Source organism: Pedobacter sp. AW31-3R, from assembly GCF_052180285.1.
In the GTDB taxonomy this organism is placed as follows: Bacteria; Bacteroidota; Bacteroidia; order Sphingobacteriales; family Sphingobacteriaceae; genus Pedobacter.
In genome coordinates this window covers 895,514-918,640 of sequence record NZ_CP197475.1, presented here as the reverse complement: position 1 = coordinate 918,640, position 23,127 = coordinate 895,514, and the positions used below count along the sequence as shown (strand labels likewise).

At 39.9% G+C, this 23,127-nt stretch carries 20 protein-coding genes; 16 read left to right on the top strand and 4 right to left on the bottom strand.

Annotation, left to right across the window (positions count from 1 at the left end):
- Position 1 precedes the first annotated feature (1 nt).
- The 7 genes from ACSBL2_RS03875 (at position 2) to ACSBL2_RS03845 (ending at position 6,251) form a co-directional block, all read left to right on the top strand.
- A complete protein-coding gene (locus ACSBL2_RS03875; protein ID WP_442590352.1) occupies positions 2-1,723 on the top strand; it encodes a M23 family metallopeptidase in 1,722 nt (573 codons plus the stop codon).
- Between the two features lie 3 nt (positions 1,724-1,726).
- Complete coding sequence (bcp, locus tag ACSBL2_RS03870; RefSeq protein ID WP_442590351.1) at positions 1,727-2,191, top strand: thioredoxin-dependent thiol peroxidase; 465 nt, start codon at positions 1,727-1,729, stop codon at positions 2,189-2,191.
- 130 nt (positions 2,192-2,321) lie between these two features.
- On the top strand, positions 2,322-3,167 hold the full coding sequence (locus tag ACSBL2_RS03865) for a transketolase (RefSeq protein ID WP_442590350.1): 846 nt from the start codon (positions 2,322-2,324) through the stop codon (positions 3,165-3,167).
- Positions 3,168-3,273: 106 nt separating this feature from the next.
- Positions 3,274-4,227 (top strand): transketolase family protein, encoded by a 954-nt coding sequence (locus ACSBL2_RS03860; RefSeq protein WP_442590349.1) that lies wholly within the window; start codon positions 3,274-3,276, stop codon positions 4,225-4,227.
- A 6-nt stretch (positions 4,228-4,233) separates the two neighbouring features.
- Positions 4,234-4,794 (top strand): RNA polymerase sigma factor, encoded by a 561-nt coding sequence (locus tag ACSBL2_RS03855; protein ID WP_442590348.1) that lies wholly within the window; start codon positions 4,234-4,236, stop codon positions 4,792-4,794.
- Positions 4,795-4,881: 87 nt separating this feature from the next.
- Positions 4,882-5,592 carry a hypothetical protein gene (locus tag ACSBL2_RS03850; protein ID WP_442590347.1) on the top strand — a complete coding sequence of 237 codons (711 nt, stop codon included), beginning with the start codon at positions 4,882-4,884 and terminating at the stop codon, positions 5,590-5,592.
- A gap of 212 nt (positions 5,593-5,804) precedes the next feature.
- Positions 5,805-6,251: a hypothetical protein gene (locus ACSBL2_RS03845; protein WP_442590346.1), complete on the top strand. Its 447-nt coding sequence runs from the start codon at positions 5,805-5,807 to the stop codon at positions 6,249-6,251.
- Here ACSBL2_RS03845 and ACSBL2_RS03840 read toward each other — a convergent pair.
- On the bottom strand, positions 6,248-7,132 hold the full coding sequence (locus ACSBL2_RS03840; protein WP_442590345.1) for a DUF58 domain-containing protein: 885 nt from the start codon (positions 7,130-7,132) through the stop codon (positions 6,248-6,250). The two genes, ACSBL2_RS03845 and ACSBL2_RS03840, sit on opposite strands and share 4 nt — an antisense overlap.
- Positions 7,133-7,291: 159 nt before the next feature.
- Here ACSBL2_RS03840 and ACSBL2_RS03835 point away from each other — a divergent pair, with 159 nt between their 5' ends.
- Together ACSBL2_RS03835 and ACSBL2_RS03830 are read left to right on the top strand one after the other, a co-directional pair.
- Positions 7,292-7,663 carry a hypothetical protein gene (locus ACSBL2_RS03835; protein ID WP_442590344.1) on the top strand — a complete coding sequence of 124 codons (372 nt, stop codon included), beginning with the start codon at positions 7,292-7,294 and terminating at the stop codon, positions 7,661-7,663.
- A 308-nt stretch (positions 7,664-7,971) separates the two neighbouring features.
- Positions 7,972-10,389 carry a TonB-dependent siderophore receptor gene (locus ACSBL2_RS03830; RefSeq protein ID WP_442590343.1) on the top strand — a complete coding sequence of 806 codons (2,418 nt, stop codon included), beginning with the start codon at positions 7,972-7,974 and terminating at the stop codon, positions 10,387-10,389.
- A 99-nt stretch (positions 10,390-10,488) separates the two neighbouring features.
- On the opposite strand, the gene trxA is transcribed toward ACSBL2_RS03830, so the two are convergent.
- The 3 genes from trxA to ACSBL2_RS03815 form a co-directional block, all read right to left on the bottom strand.
- Positions 10,489-10,806 (bottom strand): thioredoxin, encoded by a 318-nt coding sequence (trxA, locus tag ACSBL2_RS03825; RefSeq protein WP_442590342.1) that lies wholly within the window; start codon positions 10,804-10,806, stop codon positions 10,489-10,491.
- A gap of 69 nt (positions 10,807-10,875) precedes the next feature.
- Entirely contained in the window at positions 10,876-15,306 is a 4,431-nt protein-coding gene (gene dnaE, locus ACSBL2_RS03820) for a DNA polymerase III subunit alpha (protein WP_442590341.1), read from the bottom strand.
- Between the two features lie 127 nt (positions 15,307-15,433).
- Complete coding sequence (locus ACSBL2_RS03815) at positions 15,434-15,916, bottom strand: lipocalin family protein (protein WP_442590340.1); 483 nt, start codon at positions 15,914-15,916, stop codon at positions 15,434-15,436.
- Between the two features lie 340 nt (positions 15,917-16,256).
- On the opposite strand from ACSBL2_RS03815, the gene mdh reads away from it, so the two are divergent.
- From mdh to ACSBL2_RS03780, 7 genes are all read left to right on the top strand, one after another.
- The gene (gene mdh / locus ACSBL2_RS03810; protein WP_442590339.1) at positions 16,257-17,195 is read left to right on the top strand and encodes a malate dehydrogenase; all 939 of its coding nucleotides are present in this window, start codon (positions 16,257-16,259) and stop codon (positions 17,193-17,195) included.
- Positions 17,195-17,638: a retropepsin-like aspartic protease gene (locus ACSBL2_RS03805; protein ID WP_442590338.1), complete on the top strand. Its 444-nt coding sequence runs from the start codon at positions 17,195-17,197 to the stop codon at positions 17,636-17,638. The genes mdh and ACSBL2_RS03805 overlap by 1 nt, the downstream gene beginning before the upstream one ends.
- Before the next feature lie 27 nt (positions 17,639-17,665).
- On the top strand, positions 17,666-18,343 hold the full coding sequence (locus ACSBL2_RS03800; protein WP_442590337.1) for a response regulator transcription factor: 678 nt from the start codon (positions 17,666-17,668) through the stop codon (positions 18,341-18,343).
- A gap of 4 nt (positions 18,344-18,347) precedes the next feature.
- On the top strand, positions 18,348-19,718 hold the full coding sequence (locus ACSBL2_RS03795) for a sensor histidine kinase (RefSeq protein ID WP_442590336.1): 1,371 nt from the start codon (positions 18,348-18,350) through the stop codon (positions 19,716-19,718).
- A gap of 87 nt (positions 19,719-19,805) precedes the next feature.
- Positions 19,806-20,348, top strand: a complete 543-nt coding sequence (locus ACSBL2_RS03790; RefSeq protein ID WP_442590335.1) for a hypothetical protein — start codon at positions 19,806-19,808, stop codon at positions 20,346-20,348.
- 26 nt (positions 20,349-20,374) lie between these two features.
- On the top strand, positions 20,375-21,304 hold the full coding sequence (locus tag ACSBL2_RS03785; RefSeq protein WP_442590334.1) for a bestrophin family protein: 930 nt from the start codon (positions 20,375-20,377) through the stop codon (positions 21,302-21,304).
- 235 nt (positions 21,305-21,539) lie between these two features.
- The gene (locus tag ACSBL2_RS03780; RefSeq protein ID WP_442587581.1) at positions 21,540-23,075 is read left to right on the top strand and encodes an IS1182 family transposase; all 1,536 of its coding nucleotides are present in this window, start codon (positions 21,540-21,542) and stop codon (positions 23,073-23,075) included.
- Positions 23,076-23,127: the final 52 nt, after the last annotated feature.

Genomic DNA, 23,127 nt, shown 5'->3' with positions numbered 1-23,127 from the left:
AATGATTAAACAGGGTATCTTCTTTCTTCTATTGACTACACTGATCACGGGTGTCCGGGCACAGCAAATTTTCAGCAACAATACCTATCCACTGGTAGATTTCAGGCCTCCGCTGGACATTGTACCTCCAGCACTGGCAGGTTCTTTCGGGGAATTAAGGTCTAACCATTTTCATTCAGGTGTAGATTACCGAACCAACCAGCGTGAAGGATATCCGGTTTATGCCATAGCCGACGGATATATTTCAAGGCTAAGGGTGCAGAATAGCGGCTTCGGACTGGCACTTTATATCAATCATCCAAATGGCTTCACTTCCGTATACGGCCATCTTTCCCGTTTTGCCCCAAAATTTGCAGAAAAGGTGAAGGCGCTGGAATATGAGAAGAAAACATTTGAACTGGATGAATTCCCTGATGCAGATTTATTTCCTGTACACAAAGGAGATCTCATTGCCTATTCCGGCAATAGGGGAAGCTCCGGTGGTCCCCACCTTCATTTTGAGATCAGGGACAGTAAAACTGAACACACCATCAATCCGCAGCTCTTTGGCATACAGATTCCGGACCATATCCCTCCGGTAATTTATGCGCTATATGTCTATAAGCTGAACAGGAAGCCATTCAATGAGTATACACCCAAACAATATGTCCAGGTATCAGGTGCCGGTGGGAATTACAGACTGGCGAACGGAAATAAAATTATGATCAGTGGAGAAACCGGCTTTGGTATTGTAACCACAGATAAACATGATGGGGCTTCCGGAACCAATGGAGTTTACTCCATAGAACTGGAAGCAGATGGGAAACGGATATTTGTCTCTTCCCTGGAAAGATTCGCTTTTGAAAATAGCAAGGCCATCAACTCACATATAGATTATCCTACCTTCCTGACCTCGAAAAGAAGCATCCAAAAAAGCTTTGTTGATCCGGGAAATCCCCTGAAGATATACAGTAACCTGGTGAATAATGGCCGGATTCAATTTAATGATACACAACTGCATGAATTAAGGTATATCATTACAGACAGTAAAGGAAATAAAAGTATCCTCCCCTTTACTGTACAAGGCGATGGAGAGCAGGTCATTTCTACGCCTGACCAACCGGCAGGGCTGGCATTCGGCTATGCGACCGACAATGAGTTCAGTACCGATGCCGTGAAAGTGGTGCTGCCAAAAGGAACACTATACAATGATTTTAATTTTGTGTACAAGTTAAAGGCAAAACCTGCCAATGGTGCATATTCCGCAATACACCAGATTCATACCAATTTAACACCCTTACATACCGGATTCAATCTGTGGATTAAGGCCGATGCCAGTCTGGGATCATTAGCCGAAAAGGCTGTAATTGTCAGCACCGGAGGCTCTTCACAAGGTGGTGTGTTTGAAAATGGCTATGTCAAGGCTACACCAAGAAACTTCGGGAGTTATTACATTGCTGTGGATACCATTGCACCCACAATAATTCCCCTGAACATTGCTGATGGCAAAAACATGTCCGGAATTTTCAGAATGAACTTTAAAATCCGCGATAACCTCTCAGGCATTAAAAGTTTCAACGGCTACATTGACGGACGCTGGGTATTAATGGAATTTGATACAAAAACAGCCACACTATGGCATACTTTCGATGACCTGAGTCCGAAAGGGAAGCACGACTTTAAACTGGTTGTTGAAGATATGAAACAAAATATCAAAACATATTCGATTACTTTTTATAAATAAACCATGAGCGAATTACAAGAAGGACAAAAGGCGCCTGAATTTACAGCTGTAGATCAGGACGGAAATACAGTAACCTTAGGCCAGTTTGCTGGTAAAAAGGTAGTACTCTATTTTTATCCGAAAGATGATACTCCCGGATGCACTACTGAAGCATGTGATTTCAGGGATAATTATCAGGGACTGAAATCAAAAGATATCGTCGTATTGGGTGTAAGTATTGACGATGAGCAGTCGCACCAGAACTTTATTGCCAAACATAGTCTTCCCTTTACACTTTTAGCAGATACGGATAAAAAAATCGTGGAGGCTTATGGGGTATGGGTAGAGAAAAACATGTATGGTAAAAAATATATGGGTACACAACGCACTACTTTTATCATTGATGAAGAGGGAAACATTCTGCATATCATCAAAAAGGTAGATAGCAAAAAACCTACAGTACAGGTCCTTGAATTATTGGGCCTTTAACATAAAATGTAAATAAACGGTTAACATTTGTATTTCAGCCCCCTGTTTAACTGAATAAATAGCATTATTATCAGGGCAATTCGGGGAATATATTATATTTGTTAGCATTAGTTAAACAATCCAAATTTTAATGAAACATACAATAAATGAATTAGAGGACATTGTTTCTCAGGTAAGAAGAGATATTGTAAGAATGGTACACAGCTGTCAATCTGGACACCCGGGTGGATCATTAGGCTGCGCTGAATTTTTAACAGCACTTTATTTTGAAACAATGAATCACTCCAGTGATTTTAAAATGGACGGTACCGGAGAAGATATATTTTTCCTCTCGAATGGCCACATCTCTCCTGTATTTTACAGCGTGCTGGCAAGGGCTGGATATTTTGAAGTAAGCGAGCTGGCTACCTTCAGAAAATTAAATTCACGTGTTCAGGGTCACCCAACAACACATGAAGGTTTACCTGGAATCAGAATTGCATCCGGATCTTTGGGTCAGGGCATGTCTGTTGCCATAGGTGCTGCACTGACTAAAAAACTAAATAAAGACAATTCACTGGTATTTACTTTACATGGTGACGGTGAATTACAGGAAGGACAAAACTGGGAAGCGATTATGTTTGCTCCTCACAATAAAGTGGATAACCTGATTGCTTCTATTGATTACAATGGTCAGCAGATTGATGGTCCCACAGAAAAAATCTTATCCCTGGAAAATCTTCAGACTAAATTTGAAGCATTTGGATGGCATGTGATTACTTCCAATGGAAATGATATGGAAGATATCGTTAAGGCTCTGGAATATGCAAAATCACTTACAGGAAAAGGTAAACCGATCTTGAACCTGATGAGTACACAAATGGGACATGGTGTGGATTTTATGGTAGGTACACACAAATGGCATGGTACAGCTCCGAATGATGAGCAATTGGCTTCAGCACTGAGCCAGAATAAAGAAACACTTGGTGATTATTAATATTCACCTTCTTCACAAAATAAAAGAGATCAATGAAAGGGGCATGTTCAGCAGTAAAACTGATACCGCATTCTGCCAGCTTCATTCCCTTTAAAAATAGAATTCAATGAAAAAATATACATATACAGAAAAGAAAGATACCCGTTCCGGTTTCGGCGTCGGCTTACATGAGGCTGGTAAAAAAAATGATAATGTGGTTGCATTATGTGCCGATCTGAAAGGATCTTTAAAAATGGATGCTTTTGCAAATGATTTCCCTGAAAGATTTGTTCAGGTAGGTATCGCTGAAGCCAACATGATTGGTATTGCTGCCGGAATGACGATAGGTGGAAAAATTCCATTTACAGGTACCTTTGCGAATTTTTCTACAGGTCGTGTTTATGACCAGATCAGACAATCTGTTGCTTATTCCAATAAAAATGTAAAGATCTGTGCTTCTCACGCAGGATTAACCTTGGGAGAAGATGGTGCAACACACCAGATTCTTGAAGATATAGGTTTAATGAAAATGCTTCCTGGCATGGTGGTTATTAATCCTTGTGATTACAACCAGACAAAAGCGGCAACTATAGCGATAGCAGAATATGAAGGCCCGGTTTATCTACGTTTCGGCCGCCCAAGTATCCCGGTTTTCACTGATCCTGATCAGAAGTTTGAAATCGGAAAAGCATGGATGGTAAATGAAGGCGCTGACGTCACTATTATTGCTACCGGTCATATGGTTTGGAAAGCAATTGAGGCAGGTGAACAACTGGAAGCTCTGGGTATCGATGCGGAAATTATAAACATTCATACCATAAAACCGTTAGATGAAGAAGCTATTCTTAAATCTGTGAAAAAAACAGGTTGTGTGGTCACCTGTGAAGAACACAATAAATTTGGCGGACTTGGTGAAAGCGTTGCACGATTATTGTCCACAGAACTTCCTTCACCACAGGAATTTGTTGCTGTGAATGATAGTTTTGGAGAAAGTGGTACTCCGGATGAGTTAATGACAAAATATGGCCTGGATACAGTGAATATTGTTGAGGCTGTACAAAAAGTAATAAAAAGAAAATAACAATTGATGAAGCAGGTTGAAGATGATGAAATAATAGCGAAGTTCGCTGAAGAGAGAACACGTAATGAAGCCTTTAACCTGCTTATCTCAAAATATCAGGAGAAAATATACTGGCATGTACGCAGGCTTGTTATTGACCATGATGATGCGGATGACCTTGTACAGGAGGTTTTCATTAAAGTATGGAGAAACCTGGAAAAATTCCGCAGTGATTCAAAGCTGTATACCTGGATCTACAGGATCGCGACCAATGAATCGATTACCTTTCTGAACAAAAAGAAACAACGTAACAATACACCCCTTGATGAAGTTTCCCAGGAATTAGCTGAAAGCCTGGTTGCGTCATCCTATTTTAACGGGGACAAAATTCAGATGAAATTACAGCAGGCATTGCTCACCTTACCGGAAAAGCAACGGCTCATTTTTAATATGAAATATTTCGATGATATGAAGTATGATGAAATTTCCGAGGTCCTTGGTACTTCAGTTGGTGCACTTAAAGCATCGTTTCATATCGCAGTGAAAAAAGTTGAGGTTTTTATGCTAAATGATGATGTTTCCTTTTAAACCTTTTGGCTTTAAATGTATCCATATAGAATCGTAACAATTTAAAGATAGATTATCTTTAAAGACATTATAAATCAATACCAAACAATGACAACTGATGTAGAAAATAACGAATGGAAAACTGAAGCACCTTATCTTGCAGGTTTGCCCATAGTTAATCCATTTCGTGTTCCTGAAGATTATTTTGATGCTTTACCTTCTGCTGTAAATGGTTCCTTATTTATACAAGAGTTAAAGGAGAAAGTCACTGCAACCGGATTTTCTGTGCCTGAGAATTATTTCGGATCATTGAAGGAAGAGATTATGCTGCAGACCAGCAGCAGTTTATTTCAGATAAAGGCTCAACAAACGGGTTACAGTACCCCCACAAATTATTTTGAGAAGTTACAGGCCAGGATACTCGAAAGGACTACAGAAGAAGCTGCACAAACCCCTGAAGTAATTGTCCGAATTCCTGAAGCTATACCAACAGTGTTGACTGCAGATCTCCCAGTGGGGGAAGAAACAAAGATGGTACGTTTATGGCATTCTGATTTCATAAAATATGCATCAGCAGCATGTTTCATCCTTGTCACTGCTTTTGGCCTCTACCTTAATCAACAAAACAGGATAACAGAGACAAGGAATGTAGAATTTGCCAATGAGCAAATGTTATATGATATTGATGAACAGGATATCATTGAACATGTGCAGGCGGCGATGAGTATTGAAGAGCAAATGCCAACGGCGAGTACTGCAGAACTGGAAACCTACATCTTAAATAATTATTCTCAAAACGATTTGTCTACCAGTTTGTAATCAGGATATCATGAGGAGAATGTATGCTGAGCCGGCACTTGACAAAAGCTGGTGGAAAATCGGGATAAAGATTGCGTTAGCAATGAAAAATCAAACTGCTTTCAGCTGTTTGAAGAAATTAACGGCAATAAAGAACTACTGAAAAAGCGGACTCTCGGGTTCCTGAAGGCAAATAAGAAACAATAAAAACTACCGAAAAAAATAAATCACTGATGAAACATACAATTATTGCGCTACTCCTTTTAAGTATCCCATTTTTTGCCAATGCACAGAGAGAAGGTGGAAGAGGTGCGGAAATTCAGGCCTACAAAATATCCTATTTAAAAGAGAAGCTGGATTTATCACCTGAAGAGGCCCGAATTTTCTGGCCGATATACAATGCATGGGAAAGTGAACAATCCTCACTGAGAAGCGAACGCAGGGAAAAGCTGATCAGTTTCCGTAAACTGGATGAAATAGAAAACTTATCGGATACTGAAGTACAGGCACTGATAGTCAATGAGCTGAATTTCAAGCAGAGGGAATTAAATATTGAAAAAAAATATTACACACGGCTGAAAAGTAGTCTCCCGATTAAAATCATAGGCAGGTATTACAGGGCTCAGGAAAATTTCAAAAGAGAACTGCTGTCAAGATACAGGTCGGGTAACAGAAACTAACTCATCCTTTGTCTTTTGATCAGGTACGCCGACAGCACATCAGAGAAGTTTCCGTTCATATCCGCGTCGATCAGATCTATTTTATATTGTGCACACTTTAGTGCAATCATTTTCCTATAGGCATCATAAGCGGACACATAGGCTTCTCTTATATTTGCCGCATTAGATTTTAAGACTTCCCCCGTCTCCAGATCAATAAATTGATGTGGCCTGTTTTCAAACATAAAGTCTATTTCATGGGATTTATCGGTCACATTGAATATAATGACTTCGTGTTTATTGAACTTTAAATGCTGTAATGAGGAGAATATAGCATTCATTCCCTCTTCATCATTGCTATTCAGCAGATCACTGAAAACAATAACCAATGTCCTTTTGTGAATCAATTCAGCTACCTGATGTAAGGCATGGGGAAGATTTGTTGATTTTTTTACCTCACCTTTAGCCAGGACTTCTTCGAGCTTTGCAAATAAAAACTTCTGGTGAGCTGTTGTTGACCTTGCCGGAGTATTTAAGATCAGTTCATCAGAAAATAAACTCAAGCCAAAAGCATCCCTCTGTTTTTTGAGCAGATAAACCAATGCCGCAACCGACTGGATGGCAAAGGTAAGTTTGTTGTATTCCTTTTGTGGAAAATACATGGATGAAGAAATATCTACGACAAACTGGCAACGCAAGTTGGTTTCTTCTTCATATCGCTTGGTATACAGCTTATCTGTCCGCGCAAATAACTTCCAATCGATATTTCTGACATTATCTCCGCTATTGTAAGATCTGTGTTCTGCAAATTCTACGGAAAAACCATGAAAGGGACTTTTATGCAAACCTGTAATAAAGCCCTCTACCACCTGCCGCGCAAGGAGTTCTAAATTACTATTCAATCTAAAATCCTGATTACCGTTGAAAGACTGCATGTTGTAAATCTAATAAAAGAAATATAACTTGCCAATATAGCTGCAATAATGAATCAACATCCTCAAAGCCGAAACAATACCCATACTAGCCCATTCATCTTAAGGTCCATCATTATCATCTATTTGATGATATTTATTTGTGCCCTTACAACGATCTGCTATTTGTTCTCAGAAGTTGTGGCGGTCCATCCGATTATTCTGATCGATTTACTGAAATATCTGCTGTTAGCGGTCATATTCGCTGTGCTTTTAGTCAATGGCATAAAGGCTTTGCTGTTAAAGACTGAGCATTTGATTCGTTTTGAAAGTAGCGTTAAAAACTTCAAATGGCTGTTCAGTATTGCGCTAGTCATTGCTATGGCCGCAAAAGCAGGTTTGTTCAACGAACGCTGTAATAAGATAATCGAGATCTCTTCCGTTCACATTGGCTTTTTAATAGCCGCTGTGTTATTTTGCAGCTGGAGCAATAAAGTATTGGAAAAGGAAGTCCCGAAATAGGCTGTTTCCAAGAATAAGAAATGATAGGAGACCAATATATTTGCATTCTTCCAGCGGTTGTCATATGTGTTTATCTTTATTGTAATAGATAGCATATGGATTGAATTCACTTTTTCCGGATGAAATCCATTCCCTACCCTTCAGGCTATCCGCCTGAAAAAAGCAAAAACACCATTATTATACGATATAGACAGTTATTCAAACTGTCATTGAAATGTCTTATTTAAAATCATTATCAACAATTTTGTTACAGAGGTAGATCTTTTGTATGTTTGTTTATATTAATTCTAAATATACATTAAAACGAAATGGCAAAAACTTACATTAAAATTTATTTAACAGCCCTTTGTATACTGCTGACTACCTTTGTAGCATTGGCGCAAAAAACAACCGGAACTGTAAAAGGAACGGTGAAAACATCGGATGGTGAGATCGCTGAATCTGTAGAAATAGCTATTAAAGATGTTTCTAATACAAGTACAGACAGAAATGGTAATTATATCCTGAAAAATATTCCTGCAGGAACTTATACTCTTACGGCCAAACTTATCGGCTTAAGTACAGTATCTAAACAAGTGACAGTAACGACTGGACAAACCAGCACTGTAGAAATTGTACTTCAGGCATCAAAACAACAGTTGAAAGAAGTGGTGGTGAGCGGGGGCAAAAAGAACAAGTTTGCAGTAAAAGAAAGCGAATTTGTGTCAAAGATGCCTTTAAAAAATCTGGAGAACCCACAGGTTTATACAGTAATTTCAAAAGAGTTACTCACCGACCAGGTAGTGACAAGTTATGACGATGCCTTAAAGAATGCACCTGGCATAGATAAATTATGGTCATCTACGGGACGGGGTAGTGATGGTGCGGGGTACTTCTCTTTAAGAGGATTCGCTGTACAGCCAACACTTGTAAATGGGCTTCCTGGTTTAACTAACGGAAGTCTGGACGTGTCTAACGTGGAAAGAATTGAAGTAATCAAAGGTCCGTCTGGTACCTTATTTGGGAGCAGTGTTATCTCCTACGGAGGACTCATTAATACTGTAACCAAGCAACCCTTCGATGGTAAGACTACAGATGTGAGCTATACAGGCGGTAGCTATGGATTAAACAGAATCACGGTTGATGTTAATACTCCTTTGGATTCTGCCCATAAAGTTTTATTCCGTGTCAATGCAGCTTATCACGACGAAAATAGCTTTCAGGATGCCGGTTTCCGGAAAACAAGATTCTTTGCACCATCACTTTCTTACAAGCTGAATGACAGGATTTCCTTCTTATTCAATGCACAATTTCTGAGTTCAGAAGGCACTAACCCAACTATGCTTTTCTTTAACAGAAGTACAGCTTTAAAATCAAATACGCTGGCAGCCCTGGGTTATGATCCTAAGAAATCATATACAAGTAATGCGCTTACCATCAAGAATCCTGTAACCACAGTACAGGCACAGATGAATTACAAAATGTCTGATGAATGGACTTCACAAACGGTTTTATCGAGAGGCAGAGCTGAGTCTAATGGCTTCTATTCGTATTTATTTGAACGAGCGAACTATGATCCTATCACTCAGCTGCCCATTGATGCGACAGGATTATATGACAGATACATCAGTGACCAAAATGGAGCGACAGAAACTACTGATATCCAACAAAATTTCATTGGGGATTTTCATATAGGTACTTTGCGTAACCGTATAGTTGCAGGTTTAGACTACTTCAACAGAACAGTAACAGGGAATAGTTCTAACTATGCTGCTTTGGGATTTATTAATCCTACAACCGGTACAGACTCAGGTGTACTTACCCGGGAAAGTGCTGAAACAGCCATTGCTGCTGCAGGCTATGGAGGAACGAGCAAAACTACTCAAGAAGTTTATAGCGCATACGTAAGTAATGTAATAAATTTCACGCCACAACTTTCTGGTTCGGTTGGTTTGCGCATCGACCATTTTAAAAATGGAGGTAGGAGTACTAATGAGGCTGATAAATATGGACAAACTGCATTCTCTCCAAAGTTCGGTCTAGTATATCAGATAATACAGGATAAGTTATCCTTATTTGGTAATTATATGAACGGATTTACTAACGTAGCTCCCGTAAACACTGTTGCAAACGGGGTAATTACAGTAACTACTTTTGACCCTGAGCATGCCAATCAGTGGGAAGGTGGGATTAAAGCAGACATATTTGATGGAAAATTAACAGGCTCACTCAGCTATTATGACATTAAAGTTTCCAATGTTGTAGTAACTGAAGATTATGCTACTTACGTACAAGGTGGCGAACAATACAGTAAAGGATTTGAAGCCGAATTTAATGCTAATCCAATACCAGGATTCAACATTATTGCTGGTTATTCAAGAAATTCAAGTAAATTAACAAATGCGACCATAGCTACTGAAGGCAGAAGGCCTGTAGGAGCAGGACCAAAAGATTTAGCTAATATCTGGTTCAGTTATAAGTTGTTATCAGGATCAGCCAAAGGCTTAGGTTTTGGATTTGGCGGAAACTATGCCGGCAAAAACATGATTACAAATGATGCCACAGTTGGTGTGTTTACATTACCTTCTTATACCGTACTAAATGCTTCAGTTTCTTACAGTACAGGAGCATTCTCTTTCGCTCTTAAACTTAATAATTTAACTGACAAAGAATACTACAAAGGTTGGACAACTCTTGAACCAATGAATCCACGTATGGTTTCAGGTATGATCGGTTACCATTTTTAGTAATCCTTCAAAGGAAAACCCAAAATAAAACGAGCAAATAAAAACCCCGTATCACGTTAAGTGATACGGGGTTTTTATTTGCTCGTTTATGATATTGTATTATAATTGCTTATCTAATTTACCAGCTAAAACTGATTTAGGAACAGCACCAACTTGTTTGTCAACAACTTCGCCATTCTTGAAATACAATAAAGCAGGAATATTACGGATACCAAACTGCGTAGATATTTGTGGGTTGTTATCAACATTCACTTTACCTATAATGGCCTTTCCTTCATATTCTTTTGATATTTCATCTACTACCGGACCTACCATGCGACATGGACCACACCATTCTGCCCAAAAGTCAACTAAAACGGGTTTATCTGATTTTAATACTAATTCCTCGAAGTTAGCATCTGTGATTTCTAAAGCCATAATTCTTATTTTTTATACAAAGATATAATCAATTCTAATGCCACCTCCACAATTAATGCCAATATGACATTAGTTCAACTTATAACTCACTGTATTTAAACCGGAAAGCTGATCCAAAAACAGGTTATTTGGATTGATTTTCAATGATTTAGAAGGCAAGTCCAGGGTTACATTTTGCTCACGATCGTAGATCACAAAATTCAACTGGCAATTCTGCTGTTCAGTATTTAGCTTATTTTCTTCTATAATATCGTAAATAGTGGAAATGACTTCATCATTAATTCCCTGAATGGGGATCTGTATCGTGATACATTTTGCAAACTTATCCCTTAAATCAGACAGTAATGCAATAGACGTAATCTTAAACTCCCAATCTCCTTCCTTCCGGAAACGCTCTCCAACCCTTCCCCGGATCTGAAGGAAATATCCATCAGTCATAAACTGCTTAAACTTCACAAAATCTTCACCAAACAAAGCCAGCTCGCAGCTGTCATTATAATCTTCAAAAACAATTGTTCCGAAAGGTTTACCTGTTTTTGTCATCCGTTGTGAGGAAATCACAACTAAACCGCCAACAACCAGCTCTCTGTTCTTTATGGTTTCAAATTCAGCAAGCACCTCTTCATTGGTATCTCCCATTCTGATCTTATTCACCAAAGCAAGATGCCTTACCGAATGCTGGCAGAACTCTTTGAGCTCCAGTTTATAATTATCCAGGGGATGGCCGCTCAGAAAAATACCAATTGCATCTTTCTCATATTTAAGCCTGTCTATTAAGGTCCATTCATTGGCAACCGGGAGGGTTGGTTCTGAAATCAGGTCGGCAATAGTCCCTCCAAATAATGAGGATTGTGAAGAAGATTCATTATTCTGAAAATCATTGGAATATTTGATCAGCTTCTCAATACCATTCATTTTATCATTGATACCGATAAAGAAATATTGTGCACGGTGGTAACCAAAACTGTCAAAGGCCCCGCTATACACAAAACTCTCATACGCCTTTTTATTTACCGTCCTGGTATTGGATCGACGGGCAAAATCATAAACATTACTGTAAAGACTGCTCTTCCGTTCTGCAATGATACTTTCTACCGCTTTCTCGCCTACCCCCTTTATTCCAGAAAGGCCAAAGCGCACCTGCCCCTTATCATTTACAGAAAACTTAAGTATAGATTCATTGACATCCGGCCCCAGTACCTGAACACCCATTTGCTTACATTCTTCCATGAAAAATGCAACCTGTTTAATGTCACTCATATTATTCGTTAGTACCGCCGCCATATACTCTGCCGGATAATGTGCTTTCAGGTAAGCTGTCTGATAAGCAATCCAGGCATAACAGGTAGAGTGCGACTTGTTGAAGGCATAAGAAGCAAAAGCTTCCCAGTCTTTCCAGATCTTTTCCAAGGTTGCCGGGGAATGGCCCTTCTCAGCAGCCTGCCCAACAAATTTAGGCTTCATCTTATCCAGCACATCTTTCTGCTTCTTACCCATGGCCTTACGCAATACATCGGCCTCGCCTTTCGTAAATCCGGCAAGCTTCTGGGATAAAAGCATCACCTGCTCCTGGTATACGGTAATCCCATAAGTTTCTTTCAGGTATTCCTCACAGGCATCCAGATCGTACTTTATTTCTTCTTCTCCATTTTTTCTGCGAACAAAACTTGGAATATACTCCAGCGGACCCGGACGGTATAATGCATTCATGGCAATTAAATCGCCAAATACAGTAGGCTTTAGCTCCTTCATGTATTTCTGCATGCCGCTCGACTCATACTGGAATATCCCTATCGTCTCCCCTCGCTGGAAAAGTTCATATGTTTTTACATCATCAATCGGAAATTCATCAGGATCCAGCTGTATTCCTGTTCTTAACCTGACGAGCTTCACCGTATCCTTAATCAGGGTGAGGGTCTTCAGCCCAAGAAAGTCCATTTTAAGCAAACCTGCACTTTCCACGACAGAGTTATCAAACTGCGTAACATACAGATCAGAATCTTTGGCCAGGGCTACAGGAACATAATTTGTGATATCATCTGGTGTAATGATGACGCCACAGGCATGTATGCCTGTATTCCTCAATGATCCCTCCAGTATCCTCGCCTGCTGAATAGTTTCGGCACTTAATGTTTTTGAATCAGCCAGGTCTTTTAATTCAACCACCTTCTCATATTCATCCGCCCTTAAAGCACCTTTAAGGGCTTTTTCATCAAGGGCGAAAATCTTGGCCAGTTTCAGGTTGGGAATAAGTTTTGCAATCTTATCTGCTTCAAAAAGCGGAAGATCCAGCACCCTTGCAGTATCTTTAACTGAAGATTTTGCCGCCATGGTTCCGTAAGTAATAATCTGGGCAACCTGATTGGCCCCATATTTATTAATAACATACTCCATTACCCTTCCACGCCCCTCATCATCAAAGTCAATATCAATATCGGGCATCGATACCCTGTCAGGATTCAGGAAACGCTCAAAAAGCAGGTCGTACTTTATAGGATCAATATTTGTAATCCACAGACAATAGGCAACCACTGACCCGGCAGCAGATCCACGCCCTGGTCCCACAGATACATCCCGTCTTCTGGCTTCAGCGATGAAATCCTGTACAATGAGGAAATATCCAGGATAACCTGTCTTTTCAATAGTTACCAGCTCAAAATCCAGCCGCTCATCAATCTCCGGGGTAATTATACCATATCTTTTTTTCGCTCCTTCGTAGGTGAGGTGGCGCAGATATTTATTCTCTCCCCTCTTCCCGCCATCTTCATCATCTTCAGCCACAATAAATTCTTCAGGGATGATGAATTTCGGTAACAAGACCTCCCTCGCCAGTTTATAAATCTCTATCTTATCTACAATTTCCTGGATATTGATAATCGCTTCCGGAAGATCCGAAAATAAAGCTTTCATTTCTGCCTGCGATTTAAAATAGTATTCCTGATTCGGTAAGCCATACCGGTAACCACGTCCCCTGCCTATTGGTGTGGCCTGTTTTTCAGCATCCTTTACACACAACAAAATATCGTGTGCATTTGCATCCTTCTTGTTGATATAATAGGTGTTGTTGGTCGCGATCAGCTTCACTTCATGGGATTTGGCCATGGAGATCAGCGTTTTATTTACTGCATTTTCATCGTCCTGATCATGACGCATGATTTCTACATAGAAATCGGTTCCAAAAAGACCCTTCCACCAGACTAGTGCTTCTTCTGCCTGCTTCTCACCAAGATTCAGAATCTTACTGGCAATCTCACCATATAAATTCCCTGAAAGGACAATAATATCTTCTTTAAACTGCTCAATAACTGCACGATCAATTCTGGGTACATAGTAAAATCCTTTGGTATAGGCGATAGATGACATTTTAGCCAAGTTATGGTAGCCATTTTTGTTTTTGGCCAGCAATACCATCTGGTAACCATTGTCCTTTCTTGATTTATCCTCGTGATTTTCACACACATTAAACTCACAGCCAACAATTGGCTTGATGAGCATCTCATCGGCCGCTTCCCCCTTTTCAAGGGCAGCCTGATTTCTGGCATCTACGCCCTTATTGTGATTCAGCACCTGATTAACGAAATGAAAGGCTCCCATCATATTGGCATGATCAGTCATCGCTACAGCAGGCATTTTCTGCGCAGCTGTGGCAGCAATTAATCCGGGAATATTGATGGTAGATTGCAGTACTGAAAACTGGGTATGGTTATGAAGGTGAGCAAAAACAGCATCTTTGAGTTCTTGTTCGTTCTCCTGTAAGGTCTGCTTCGAAATTGTAGTGCCTTCGGCCTTCTCTTTTCTTTTCCTGATCTCGTCAGACGCAGCTTTTAAGTTATAATGTTTGATCCCAACACCGGGTATGACGGCCGGATGATGTTCTTTAAATTTTTGAAGATAACCTGAGGGTGCCTGAAGTTGATCAGGTTTGAATACTTCCATTTTGACCAGCTGCAGGAAGCATCGCGTAGTTGCTTCCACATCGGCAGTAGCATTGTGGGCTTCGGAAAAAGGAACCCCAAAAAGGTAACTGTGCAGTTCTGTCAGCGTAGGCAATTTAAATTTTCCGCCACGACCACCCGGAATTTTCAGAAGCTCGGCAGTGACCTCTGTACAGGTATCAAGAACCGGCATTTGAGCCAAGGGACTTTCAAGCCCCATCCGGTGTAGCTCAGCCCCCATAATTTTAACATCAAACCCAATATTCTGGCCGACGATAAATTTTGCCTTACCTAAAACAGTATTGAACTTATCCAGTACATCACTTAAGCCGATCCCTTGTTCCGTAGCAAGATCTGTGGAAATACCATGAATCCGCTCTGCATCATATGGGATATTGAAACCTTCAGGTTTTACCAGATAATCCTGATGTTCAATCAGTTCACCCAATTCATCATGCAACTGCCAGGCAATCTGAATACAGCGCGGCCAATTGTCAGTATCTGTAACCGGAGCATTATAATTAGCAGGAAGGCCTGTAGTTTCAGTATCAAAAATTAAATACATAGATGGGTAATTAAGAATCCTTGTTTTCTAAACAATACGATGTGCAAAATTACGATTTTTAAAGCTAGCGTAACTGATAATTTTCAATAAGCTTTACCTCAGCGGGAAGTTCTTCTGAATCAACTGGTCAGAAATGAGCTTGCTCCTTTTGAACAGGATCCGGATGTCTCTGGGAAACGAGTTTTGAGGTATCATAACCTCTCGCAGTGCAACGTGCTGTAATTTCTTCCAGCAATTCTTCCGGTAAATTCGGCCTCCGGGCCATGATAAAAAGATATTTGAATTTGGGATGACCAACTACCACATAGGAATAATCTGCAGCAAGTTCAATGATCCAGTAATCTACTTTTAAAGGCCATACAAACTGTGCTTTCATCTCAGCATTGTTAGTCCCTTTGACCACAAAGAGTTTTGACCTCACATATTTCTGCTCCTCTTCCCCAGGCAATTTATAAGTGGTGAAGACTGCATAATAACCGTCAGGATGAATTACATATGTTTCGGTGGTTTCACGCCAATGTTTATCCATATAAGCAGGAATGGAATATAAAGAATACCATTTCCCCGCGTAAGACATGATGTCAACTTTTTCTACCGGTGTGTTATCCATTATAATATGCTTTGTTTACCAACAATTAAGAATATGTAAATTCTTTATCATAAAACCCCGAATATCGGATAAAGTTTTAAAAAGCATTCTTTAAAACAACTGAATTTTATATATTGTACTTCAACAGAAGATTTTTTTTGTGATTAAAAACCATTTATAATCTGAGTTGAATTGAGGTACCAATTCCCCAAAATCTTAAATTTCATTCCATGATAGGAATAAGATGACGGAAGATTCAATACCTTTAAAATAAAATGAATGTTTGAACCGGCTGTGGTGGTATTTTCATCATTGACAAATCGCACGGAGCAGGTTCTTAGCTTACATAATTCAAGATCATATGAAGATAACCGTTGTAGGTGCAGGAGCTGTTGGTGCAACCTGTGCAGATAATATCGCAAGAAGAGAGATCGCTGAAGAGGTAGTCCTGCTGGACATTAAAGAAGGTTTTGCCGAAGGCAAAGCAATGGACATGATGCAAACAGCAGCCTTGCTTGGTTTCAATACGAAGATCTCCGGGGTAACTAATGATTATAGCAAAACTGCAGGCTCTTCAGTAGTGGTCATTACCTCCGGTTTGCCCCGTAAACCTGGGATGACACGTGAAGAACTTATTGGCATCAATGCAGGTATTGTAAAAGGTGTTGCACAAAATATTCTGGAATATTCTCCGGATGCGATCATTATCGTGATCAGCAACCCAATGGATACCATGACCTACCTGGCACTAAAATCACTCGGTATCCCTAAAAACAGGATTATCGGTATGGGGGGAACTCTTGACAGTGCCCGTTTCAAGTATTACCTGAGTGTGGCCTTAAATTGCAATTCAAACGATCTTCAGGGATTCGTGATCGGTGGACATGGCGATACCACCATGATTCCACTAACCCGTTTAGCCACTTATCAAAGTCTTCCGGTGAGTGACTTACTGGACAAAGAGACACTCGCAAAAGTGGCTGCAGAGACCATGGTTGGCGGTGCAACCCTGACAGGATTATTGGGTACTTCAGCATGGTATGCGCCAGGAGCCGCAGGAGCCGTCCTGGTAGAAAGTATAATAAGGGACGAAAAAAGACTCTTTACCTGTTCTGTTTCCCTGGAAGGTGAATATGGCCAGACAGATATCTGCCTGGGTGTACCCGTGATCATCAGCCGTAAAGGCTGGGAGAAAATTATAGACTATAAATTAAATGAAGAAGAACAGGCTGCCCTCAATAAAAGTGCAGATGCTGTGAGATCTATGAATAAAGTCCTTGAAGAAATGAAATTAATCTGATGCGTACAATTAAAGTTCCGCTTACACTGGTTGACCTGAATGGGGATGGCTACCACCTTTTTGTTGAAATCACCGCCTTTGGCAAAAATTATATCGGGGTTGTGGATACTGGAGCCTCAAGAACTGTATTTGACAAGAGATTTATTGAGGAAAATATGAAAAATGAAACCGAAGAAATCCTGGCAACTTCAGTTACTCTTTTTGCCACGACCACCACGATCATTGGGGTTATTCCCAAATTTAAAATAGGCAAACTGAACATTAAAAATTATCCTGTTGTCGCGCTGGATCTTGATTCTGTGAATGAAGCTTATGCACAGCACAATAAAGAAAGGATCATCGCCATCCTTGGCAGCGATATTTTTTATAATTATCAGGCAAAAATCAATTACAAAAAACTGACTATACAATTCGAAGCAAAAAAGTTATTTCCCTGGGAATAAGAGATTGCTCCGCTTAATCTATTATACATGAAGATCCTTATTGTCGAAGACGACCCCCAGGTTATATCCATCCTAAAAAGAGGATTAATTGATATTGGTTTTGAAATTAGCGTGGCTCCCGATGCCTTCATTGCCTTGGATATGGTGGCTTCCCATAGTTTCTCGCTGATTATCCTGGATATTATGCTTCCCGGATTAAATGGCCTGGAATTATGTAAACAACTCAAAAAAACTTATCCACAGACTCCCGTTATTATGCTGACTGCACTGGGAAGTACTGAGAATATTGTTACCGGTTTGGATAACGGAGCAGATGACTACCTGGTGAAACCCTTTAAAATTGCAGAGCTTAATGCCCGTATCCGGATGCTGCTGCGAAGATACGACGGTTTTCAACAAGCTGAAGACATTATTGTTACCGGCGATTTACAAATCAATACTTCGGCAAAGACCGTTAAAAGAGCAGACCAGGATATCACACTCACTGCTACAGAATATCGTTTGCTCCAATTCCTTGCAAAAAACAAAAATAAAATCCTTTCCAGAATTGATATCCTCGAAAATGTTTGGGATATCGATTTTAATATGGGAACAAATGTGGTGGACGTGTATGTGAATTACCTCAGAAAGAAAATTGATAAAGGTTTCCCTACGAACCTGATCCATACTGTTGTGGGATTGGGATATATGCTGAAGGAGAAGTAAATCAATGAATTTATACACCCGCATTACTTTCCTTTTCGCCATTCTCTCTGCGATTATCATTTCATTATTAAGCAGTTTTGTCTGGTATTTTGCAAATGAATTCGCATTTGAAGATTTTTACAAAAGGTTAGAAGCAAGGGTGAATATTACCGCGCAAACCAAAATATTTAAAGGATCTGGGACTAAAGAATATATTGAACTCCGTACAAAGTACCTGGAGCGGCTTCCGGCAGAACATGGCTATATTTTTACTGCCAATACCTCAGGCAGGAAGAAATTTCATAAAGAACTGCATCTTCCAAATACTTTCTACAGGAAGATTAATGCCGGACAAGTAGCACGTTACAGAAATAAAAATCAATTTTATGTAGGCAAATATTTTCAAAGTGGAACCAACGGATATATCGTAATCATTTCAGGTAGGGATCCATATGGATATCGGGAACTCCATGCTTTACAGAAAATACTGATTGCCGGCTTCTTTCTCTCCGTCGCGCTTTCTTATTTTGTAGGAAGGAAATTCTCGGAATTTACCTTTAAGCCTATACGTGTACTGATCAAAAAAACCAAGGGGATCAATGCAGAAAACCTTCACCAGCGCTTAGATCCGGTCAAAGGAAAAGATGAAATCGCTGAAATTTCTCAGACATTCAATGATATGCTTGACCGTTTGGAAGCAGCTTTTGAAACGCAGAATAATTTCATCAGTAATGCTTCCCATGAACTCAGAACGCCATTAACTGTGATCAGCGGAGAAGCTGAACTTAGTATAGCCAAAAATAAGGATACCGAAATACAAAAATCACTGCTCAGAATCCAGTCAGAAGCAGAACGCCTGGAGAATATATTAACCAGTCTGCTAAGTCTGGCACAATCCGGATTTGACGGCAAAAAACAACGCTGGGAAGATATCAGGCTCGATGAATTGATCTGGGATGTAAAAAACTCCATCGACCTTATTAATCCTGAAAATAAAATCCAGATAGATTTCTCCGGTCTGCCGGAAAACTTTGATTCCATTAATCTGAATGGAAATTTGAACCTCCTGAAATTAGCGGTTTCCAATATCGTGAATAATGCCTGTAAGTACTCTGATAACCGGGTCGTCGTTCTTGGACTTTCCGTGAATTCATGTAATGTAATTATCTCTGTAAGGGATCAGGGAATTGGTATCCCCGAAAATGAATTGCAACATGTATTCGAACCCTTTTTCAGAGCTTCCAATACCACAAATTACAGAGGCCATGGTTTTGGATTGCCGCTTTCCTTAAATATCATCAGGCTTCACCGGGGAAGTATTGCCATTCAAACAAGTCAGCAAACCGGAACGGAAATGAATATACTATTGCCATTAAGGAAGGACAAAAGTCTCTAAATTCTAATCCCATTCTAATCTTACTCTTATCCAGTTGTAATGTCATCCGGCTATTATTGTATAATTCTCAATGACAAACTATACGATATGAAAACAATTTTAATACCAACCGACTTCGATCAATTATCGGTTCATCAATCAAAGGTGATCCTTGGAAAGGCCGGAAATGAATTGGTCATGACCAGCTATATAACAGATCAGGGACAGACATTTAAGCATGAAAAAGTAAGGATTATATTTTTTCATGCCTATAAATTGACCGACAGCATTTCTGATCTGTTGATGTTGAGAAGGCGTACGGCGGAGTATGGACAGATTTCTCCTGAATTCCATGAGGCCTGTGCCAGCCTGAAAGCCGACTATGAACAGGCTATTTATTCCATCGGAATTGAATACTTCTATGGCAGTACAATGGCTGCTTTCAGGAATTTTGTAGAAGCGAATGAGGTAGATGCTATATTTTATCCTGAGGATTATAATTTCCAAAAGATATCAAGGTATAGTCTTGATCCTGAGTTATTTTTAAAAAGATCCGGATTACCTGTGATTAAACCCCTGGAGCTAACAGTACCAGCGGTGGAGAAATCAAGGTCTGAAGAGCAAATCAATAAAATTTCTGAAATGGCCTGATATGATTTAACCCAAAAACATCTGCTATGCTATTAAAAAACAACATTCCACTCACGTATATTTTTGGGAAAATAACCAAAGAACTTATACTCGTAACTTTTTATGCAGTAGGCATTGTTATACTTTACGAAAATTATCACTTTACCAGGATATCGATTCCTATTGCTGTCCCGGCTTTGCTGGGTACAGTGATTTCCCTTCTTCTTGCCTTCCGCTCAAACCAGGCATATGACAGGTGGTGGGAAGCCAGAATCCTCTGGGGCGCCATTGTGAATGATTCACGTACGCTTGCCCGTCAGGTATTGTATTTTGTTGATGATCCTTACTATTCTACGGAGATCCAATTATTTAAAGAACGTTTTATTAAACGGCAGATCGCCTGGTGTTATGGGCTAAGTCAGTCCTTGCGGCATACGAATCCAACGCTCGGATTAGACAGACTGATGAAAGAGGAAGAACTCGATTTTATTAAGAAGTATAAAAATATTCCAATGTCTATCCTGGAACTACATGCCAGGGATATTCAGAAAGCAGCAAAGGAAGGCTGGATCAATAAGTACCAGCAGGTACAACTGGACAGCACACTAACGAACTTATGCGATAGAATGGGTGGTTCAGAGCGTATTAAGAATACAATTTTTCCGGTAACCTATAGCACCTACATCAACATGACAATCAATCTTTTCATTGTGATGCTGCCCTTCGGACTTATTGAGTTTTTCGGATATTTCGAAATTCCAATTGTGATCGCCATAGCAGCTGCCTTCTTATTAATTGAGAAAATGGCCATTCATTTACAGGATCCTTTTGAAAATAAACCAACTGATACACCTACAACAGCCATATCCAGAACCATAGAACGCGACCTGTCTCAGATGTTAAATGACAGCAATTTTGCTGAACATAAAGAAACCATAGAACCTTCACTTAAAGAAGGTGCCTATTATATACTTTAAATACCCCTGATCTAGATAAATAATGGATATAGCCCCACTATTTTTTGTAGAAGGTTTAAAATACTTACTGAACTTATCCATCAGACATCAAAAAGAGGCTGTATCATAAATCATGATCAGCCTCTTTTTTTATTTATAGCTTCTGTCTCTGCTTATTTTTTATAACATTTTTTCGCAGCACTATTGACACAATTATTTGATTTTCATATATTTAATGTATTAAAACACACTAGATATGGCAATCAGAGAACCCGTATTTAAGCCCTATAACCAACAGCAGATTCTTGCCATCCCGCCCACTCTTGATGAATTAATTCCTGATTCCCATCCTGTTAGAGTTGTAAATGAGGTGATTAATAAGATTAGTATAGAACCTCTTCTAAAAGCCTACCACATTAAAGGCAGTTCCAGCTATCATCCCCAACTTTTGCTTAAAGTTCTGGTTTATGGTTATCTCACCAATATCTATTCGAGCCGTAAGCTGGCTGCCGCTTGCCGTGAAAGCATCTACTTTATGTGGCTGAGCTCCATGAGCTACCCAGATCACAATACCATCAACCGTTTCCGGGGTGTACGCCTGAAACATGCCCTTCGCAGTGTATTTGAGGATGTGGTAAAACTACTTGCCGCTGAAGGCTTATTAAGCATTGAGGAAATCAATACCGACGGGACTAAGATCGAAGCTAGTGCCAACAGGTACACTTTTGTCTGGAAGAAATCCATTCAGACCAATAAGGAAAAAATGAAAAAGCAGCTGACCCACATTTGGGAATATGCGCAACAGGTGGCCAGTGATGAAGACAAGATGCCTGAGCCGCCTGATTTTAAACAGATTGATAGTGAGAAGGTAAAGCAAGCTGTAGAGCAGCTGAATGAAAAGCTTGCCGGGCGGAAAGATATAGACAAGAAAGTGAAGGATAAGCTAAATTATGTAACTAAAAATTATCCGCAGAATATAGCCAGATATGAAGCTCAGGAGGCTATTTTGGGCGAGAGAAACAGTTATAGCAAGACAGATACAGATGCTACTTTCATGCGGATGAAAGAAGACCACATGAAAAACGGACAGCTGAAGCCCGGCTATAATGTACAGATATCTACCTCTAACCAGTTTATCGTCAATTACACGATACATCCCAACCCAACCGACACGACTACCCTGAAGATCCACCTGGAACAACACGTAAGCAGCTTTGGAAAAGCACCAAAGAAACTTACAGCAGATGCAGGCTATGGTTCTGAGGAAAACTACCAACTGCTGGAAGATCAGAAAGTTGAGGCTTTTGTGAAATATGGCATGTTCGATAAACAGCAGAAGGGTAAGTACAACAGCAAATCTCCTTTTGGGGCAGACAAGCTTTTTTATAACCAGCAGCAGGATTGTTATATCTGCCCAATGGGCCAGCAAATGCTGTCAATCGGGTCTTACACAAAAAAGACGACAACAGGCTTTAAGCAAACCCTTAAAAGATACCAGGCAAGGAATTGTGAAAACTGTCCTATGAGAGCAGTTTGCCATAAATCAAAAGAGAACCGCATCATTGAAATCAATGAAAACCTGAACAGGCTTAAGCAAAACGCATTCGAAAAGCTGAACAGCGAAGAAGGAATACAGCGGCGAAAGAAACGATGTTATGATGTAGAACCTGTCTTCGGAAATATCAAACAGAACCACGGGTTCCGCCGCTTTAGGCTCCGTGGAAAGGAAAAAGTGGCCATCGAATGGGGCTTACTCGCAATTGCACAAAATATCAGAAAAAAAGCAGCCTAAAAGAGCTGTTTCATTGACCTTTTTCAAAATCAGATGACTAAAATGCAAATGA

Excerpts from the sequence above, each read along its gene's own strand:
- ACSBL2_RS03875 (WP_442590352.1), top strand. The coding sequence starts at position 2 with ATGATTAAACAGGGTATCTTCTTTCTTCTATTGACTACACTGATCACG.
- bcp (WP_442590351.1), top strand. The coding sequence starts at position 1,727 with ATGAGCGAATTACAAGAAGGACAAAAGGCGCCTGAATTTACAGCTGTA.
- ACSBL2_RS03865 (WP_442590350.1), top strand. The coding sequence starts at position 2,322 with ATGAAACATACAATAAATGAATTAGAGGACATTGTTTCTCAGGTAAGA.
- ACSBL2_RS03860 (WP_442590349.1), top strand. The coding sequence starts at position 3,274 with ATGAAAAAATATACATATACAGAAAAGAAAGATACCCGTTCCGGTTTC.
- ACSBL2_RS03855 (WP_442590348.1), top strand. The coding sequence starts at position 4,234 with ATGAAGCAGGTTGAAGATGATGAAATAATAGCGAAGTTCGCTGAAGAG.
- ACSBL2_RS03850 (WP_442590347.1), top strand. The coding sequence starts at position 4,882 with ATGACAACTGATGTAGAAAATAACGAATGGAAAACTGAAGCACCTTAT.
- ACSBL2_RS03845 (WP_442590346.1), top strand. The coding sequence starts at position 5,805 with ATGAAACATACAATTATTGCGCTACTCCTTTTAAGTATCCCATTTTTT.
- ACSBL2_RS03835 (WP_442590344.1), top strand. The coding sequence starts at position 7,292 with ATGATATTTATTTGTGCCCTTACAACGATCTGCTATTTGTTCTCAGAA.
- ACSBL2_RS03830 (WP_442590343.1), top strand. The coding sequence starts at position 7,972 with ATGGCAAAAACTTACATTAAAATTTATTTAACAGCCCTTTGTATACTG.
- trxA (WP_442590342.1), bottom strand. The coding sequence starts at position 10,806 with ATGGCTTTAGAAATCACAGATGCTAACTTCGAGGAATTAGTATTAAAA.
- dnaE (WP_442590341.1), bottom strand. The coding sequence starts at position 15,306 with ATGTATTTAATTTTTGATACTGAAACTACAGGCCTTCCTGCTAATTAT.
- ACSBL2_RS03815 (WP_442590340.1), bottom strand. The coding sequence starts at position 15,916 with ATGGATAACACACCGGTAGAAAAAGTTGACATCATGTCTTACGCGGGG.
- mdh (WP_442590339.1), top strand. The coding sequence starts at position 16,257 with ATGAAGATAACCGTTGTAGGTGCAGGAGCTGTTGGTGCAACCTGTGCA.
- ACSBL2_RS03805 (WP_442590338.1), top strand. The coding sequence starts at position 17,195 with ATGCGTACAATTAAAGTTCCGCTTACACTGGTTGACCTGAATGGGGAT.
- ACSBL2_RS03800 (WP_442590337.1), top strand. The coding sequence starts at position 17,666 with ATGAAGATCCTTATTGTCGAAGACGACCCCCAGGTTATATCCATCCTA.
- ACSBL2_RS03795 (WP_442590336.1), top strand. The coding sequence starts at position 18,348 with ATGAATTTATACACCCGCATTACTTTCCTTTTCGCCATTCTCTCTGCG.
- ACSBL2_RS03790 (WP_442590335.1), top strand. The coding sequence starts at position 19,806 with ATGAAAACAATTTTAATACCAACCGACTTCGATCAATTATCGGTTCAT.
- ACSBL2_RS03785 (WP_442590334.1), top strand. The coding sequence starts at position 20,375 with ATGCTATTAAAAAACAACATTCCACTCACGTATATTTTTGGGAAAATA.
- ACSBL2_RS03780 (WP_442587581.1), top strand. The coding sequence starts at position 21,540 with ATGGCAATCAGAGAACCCGTATTTAAGCCCTATAACCAACAGCAGATT.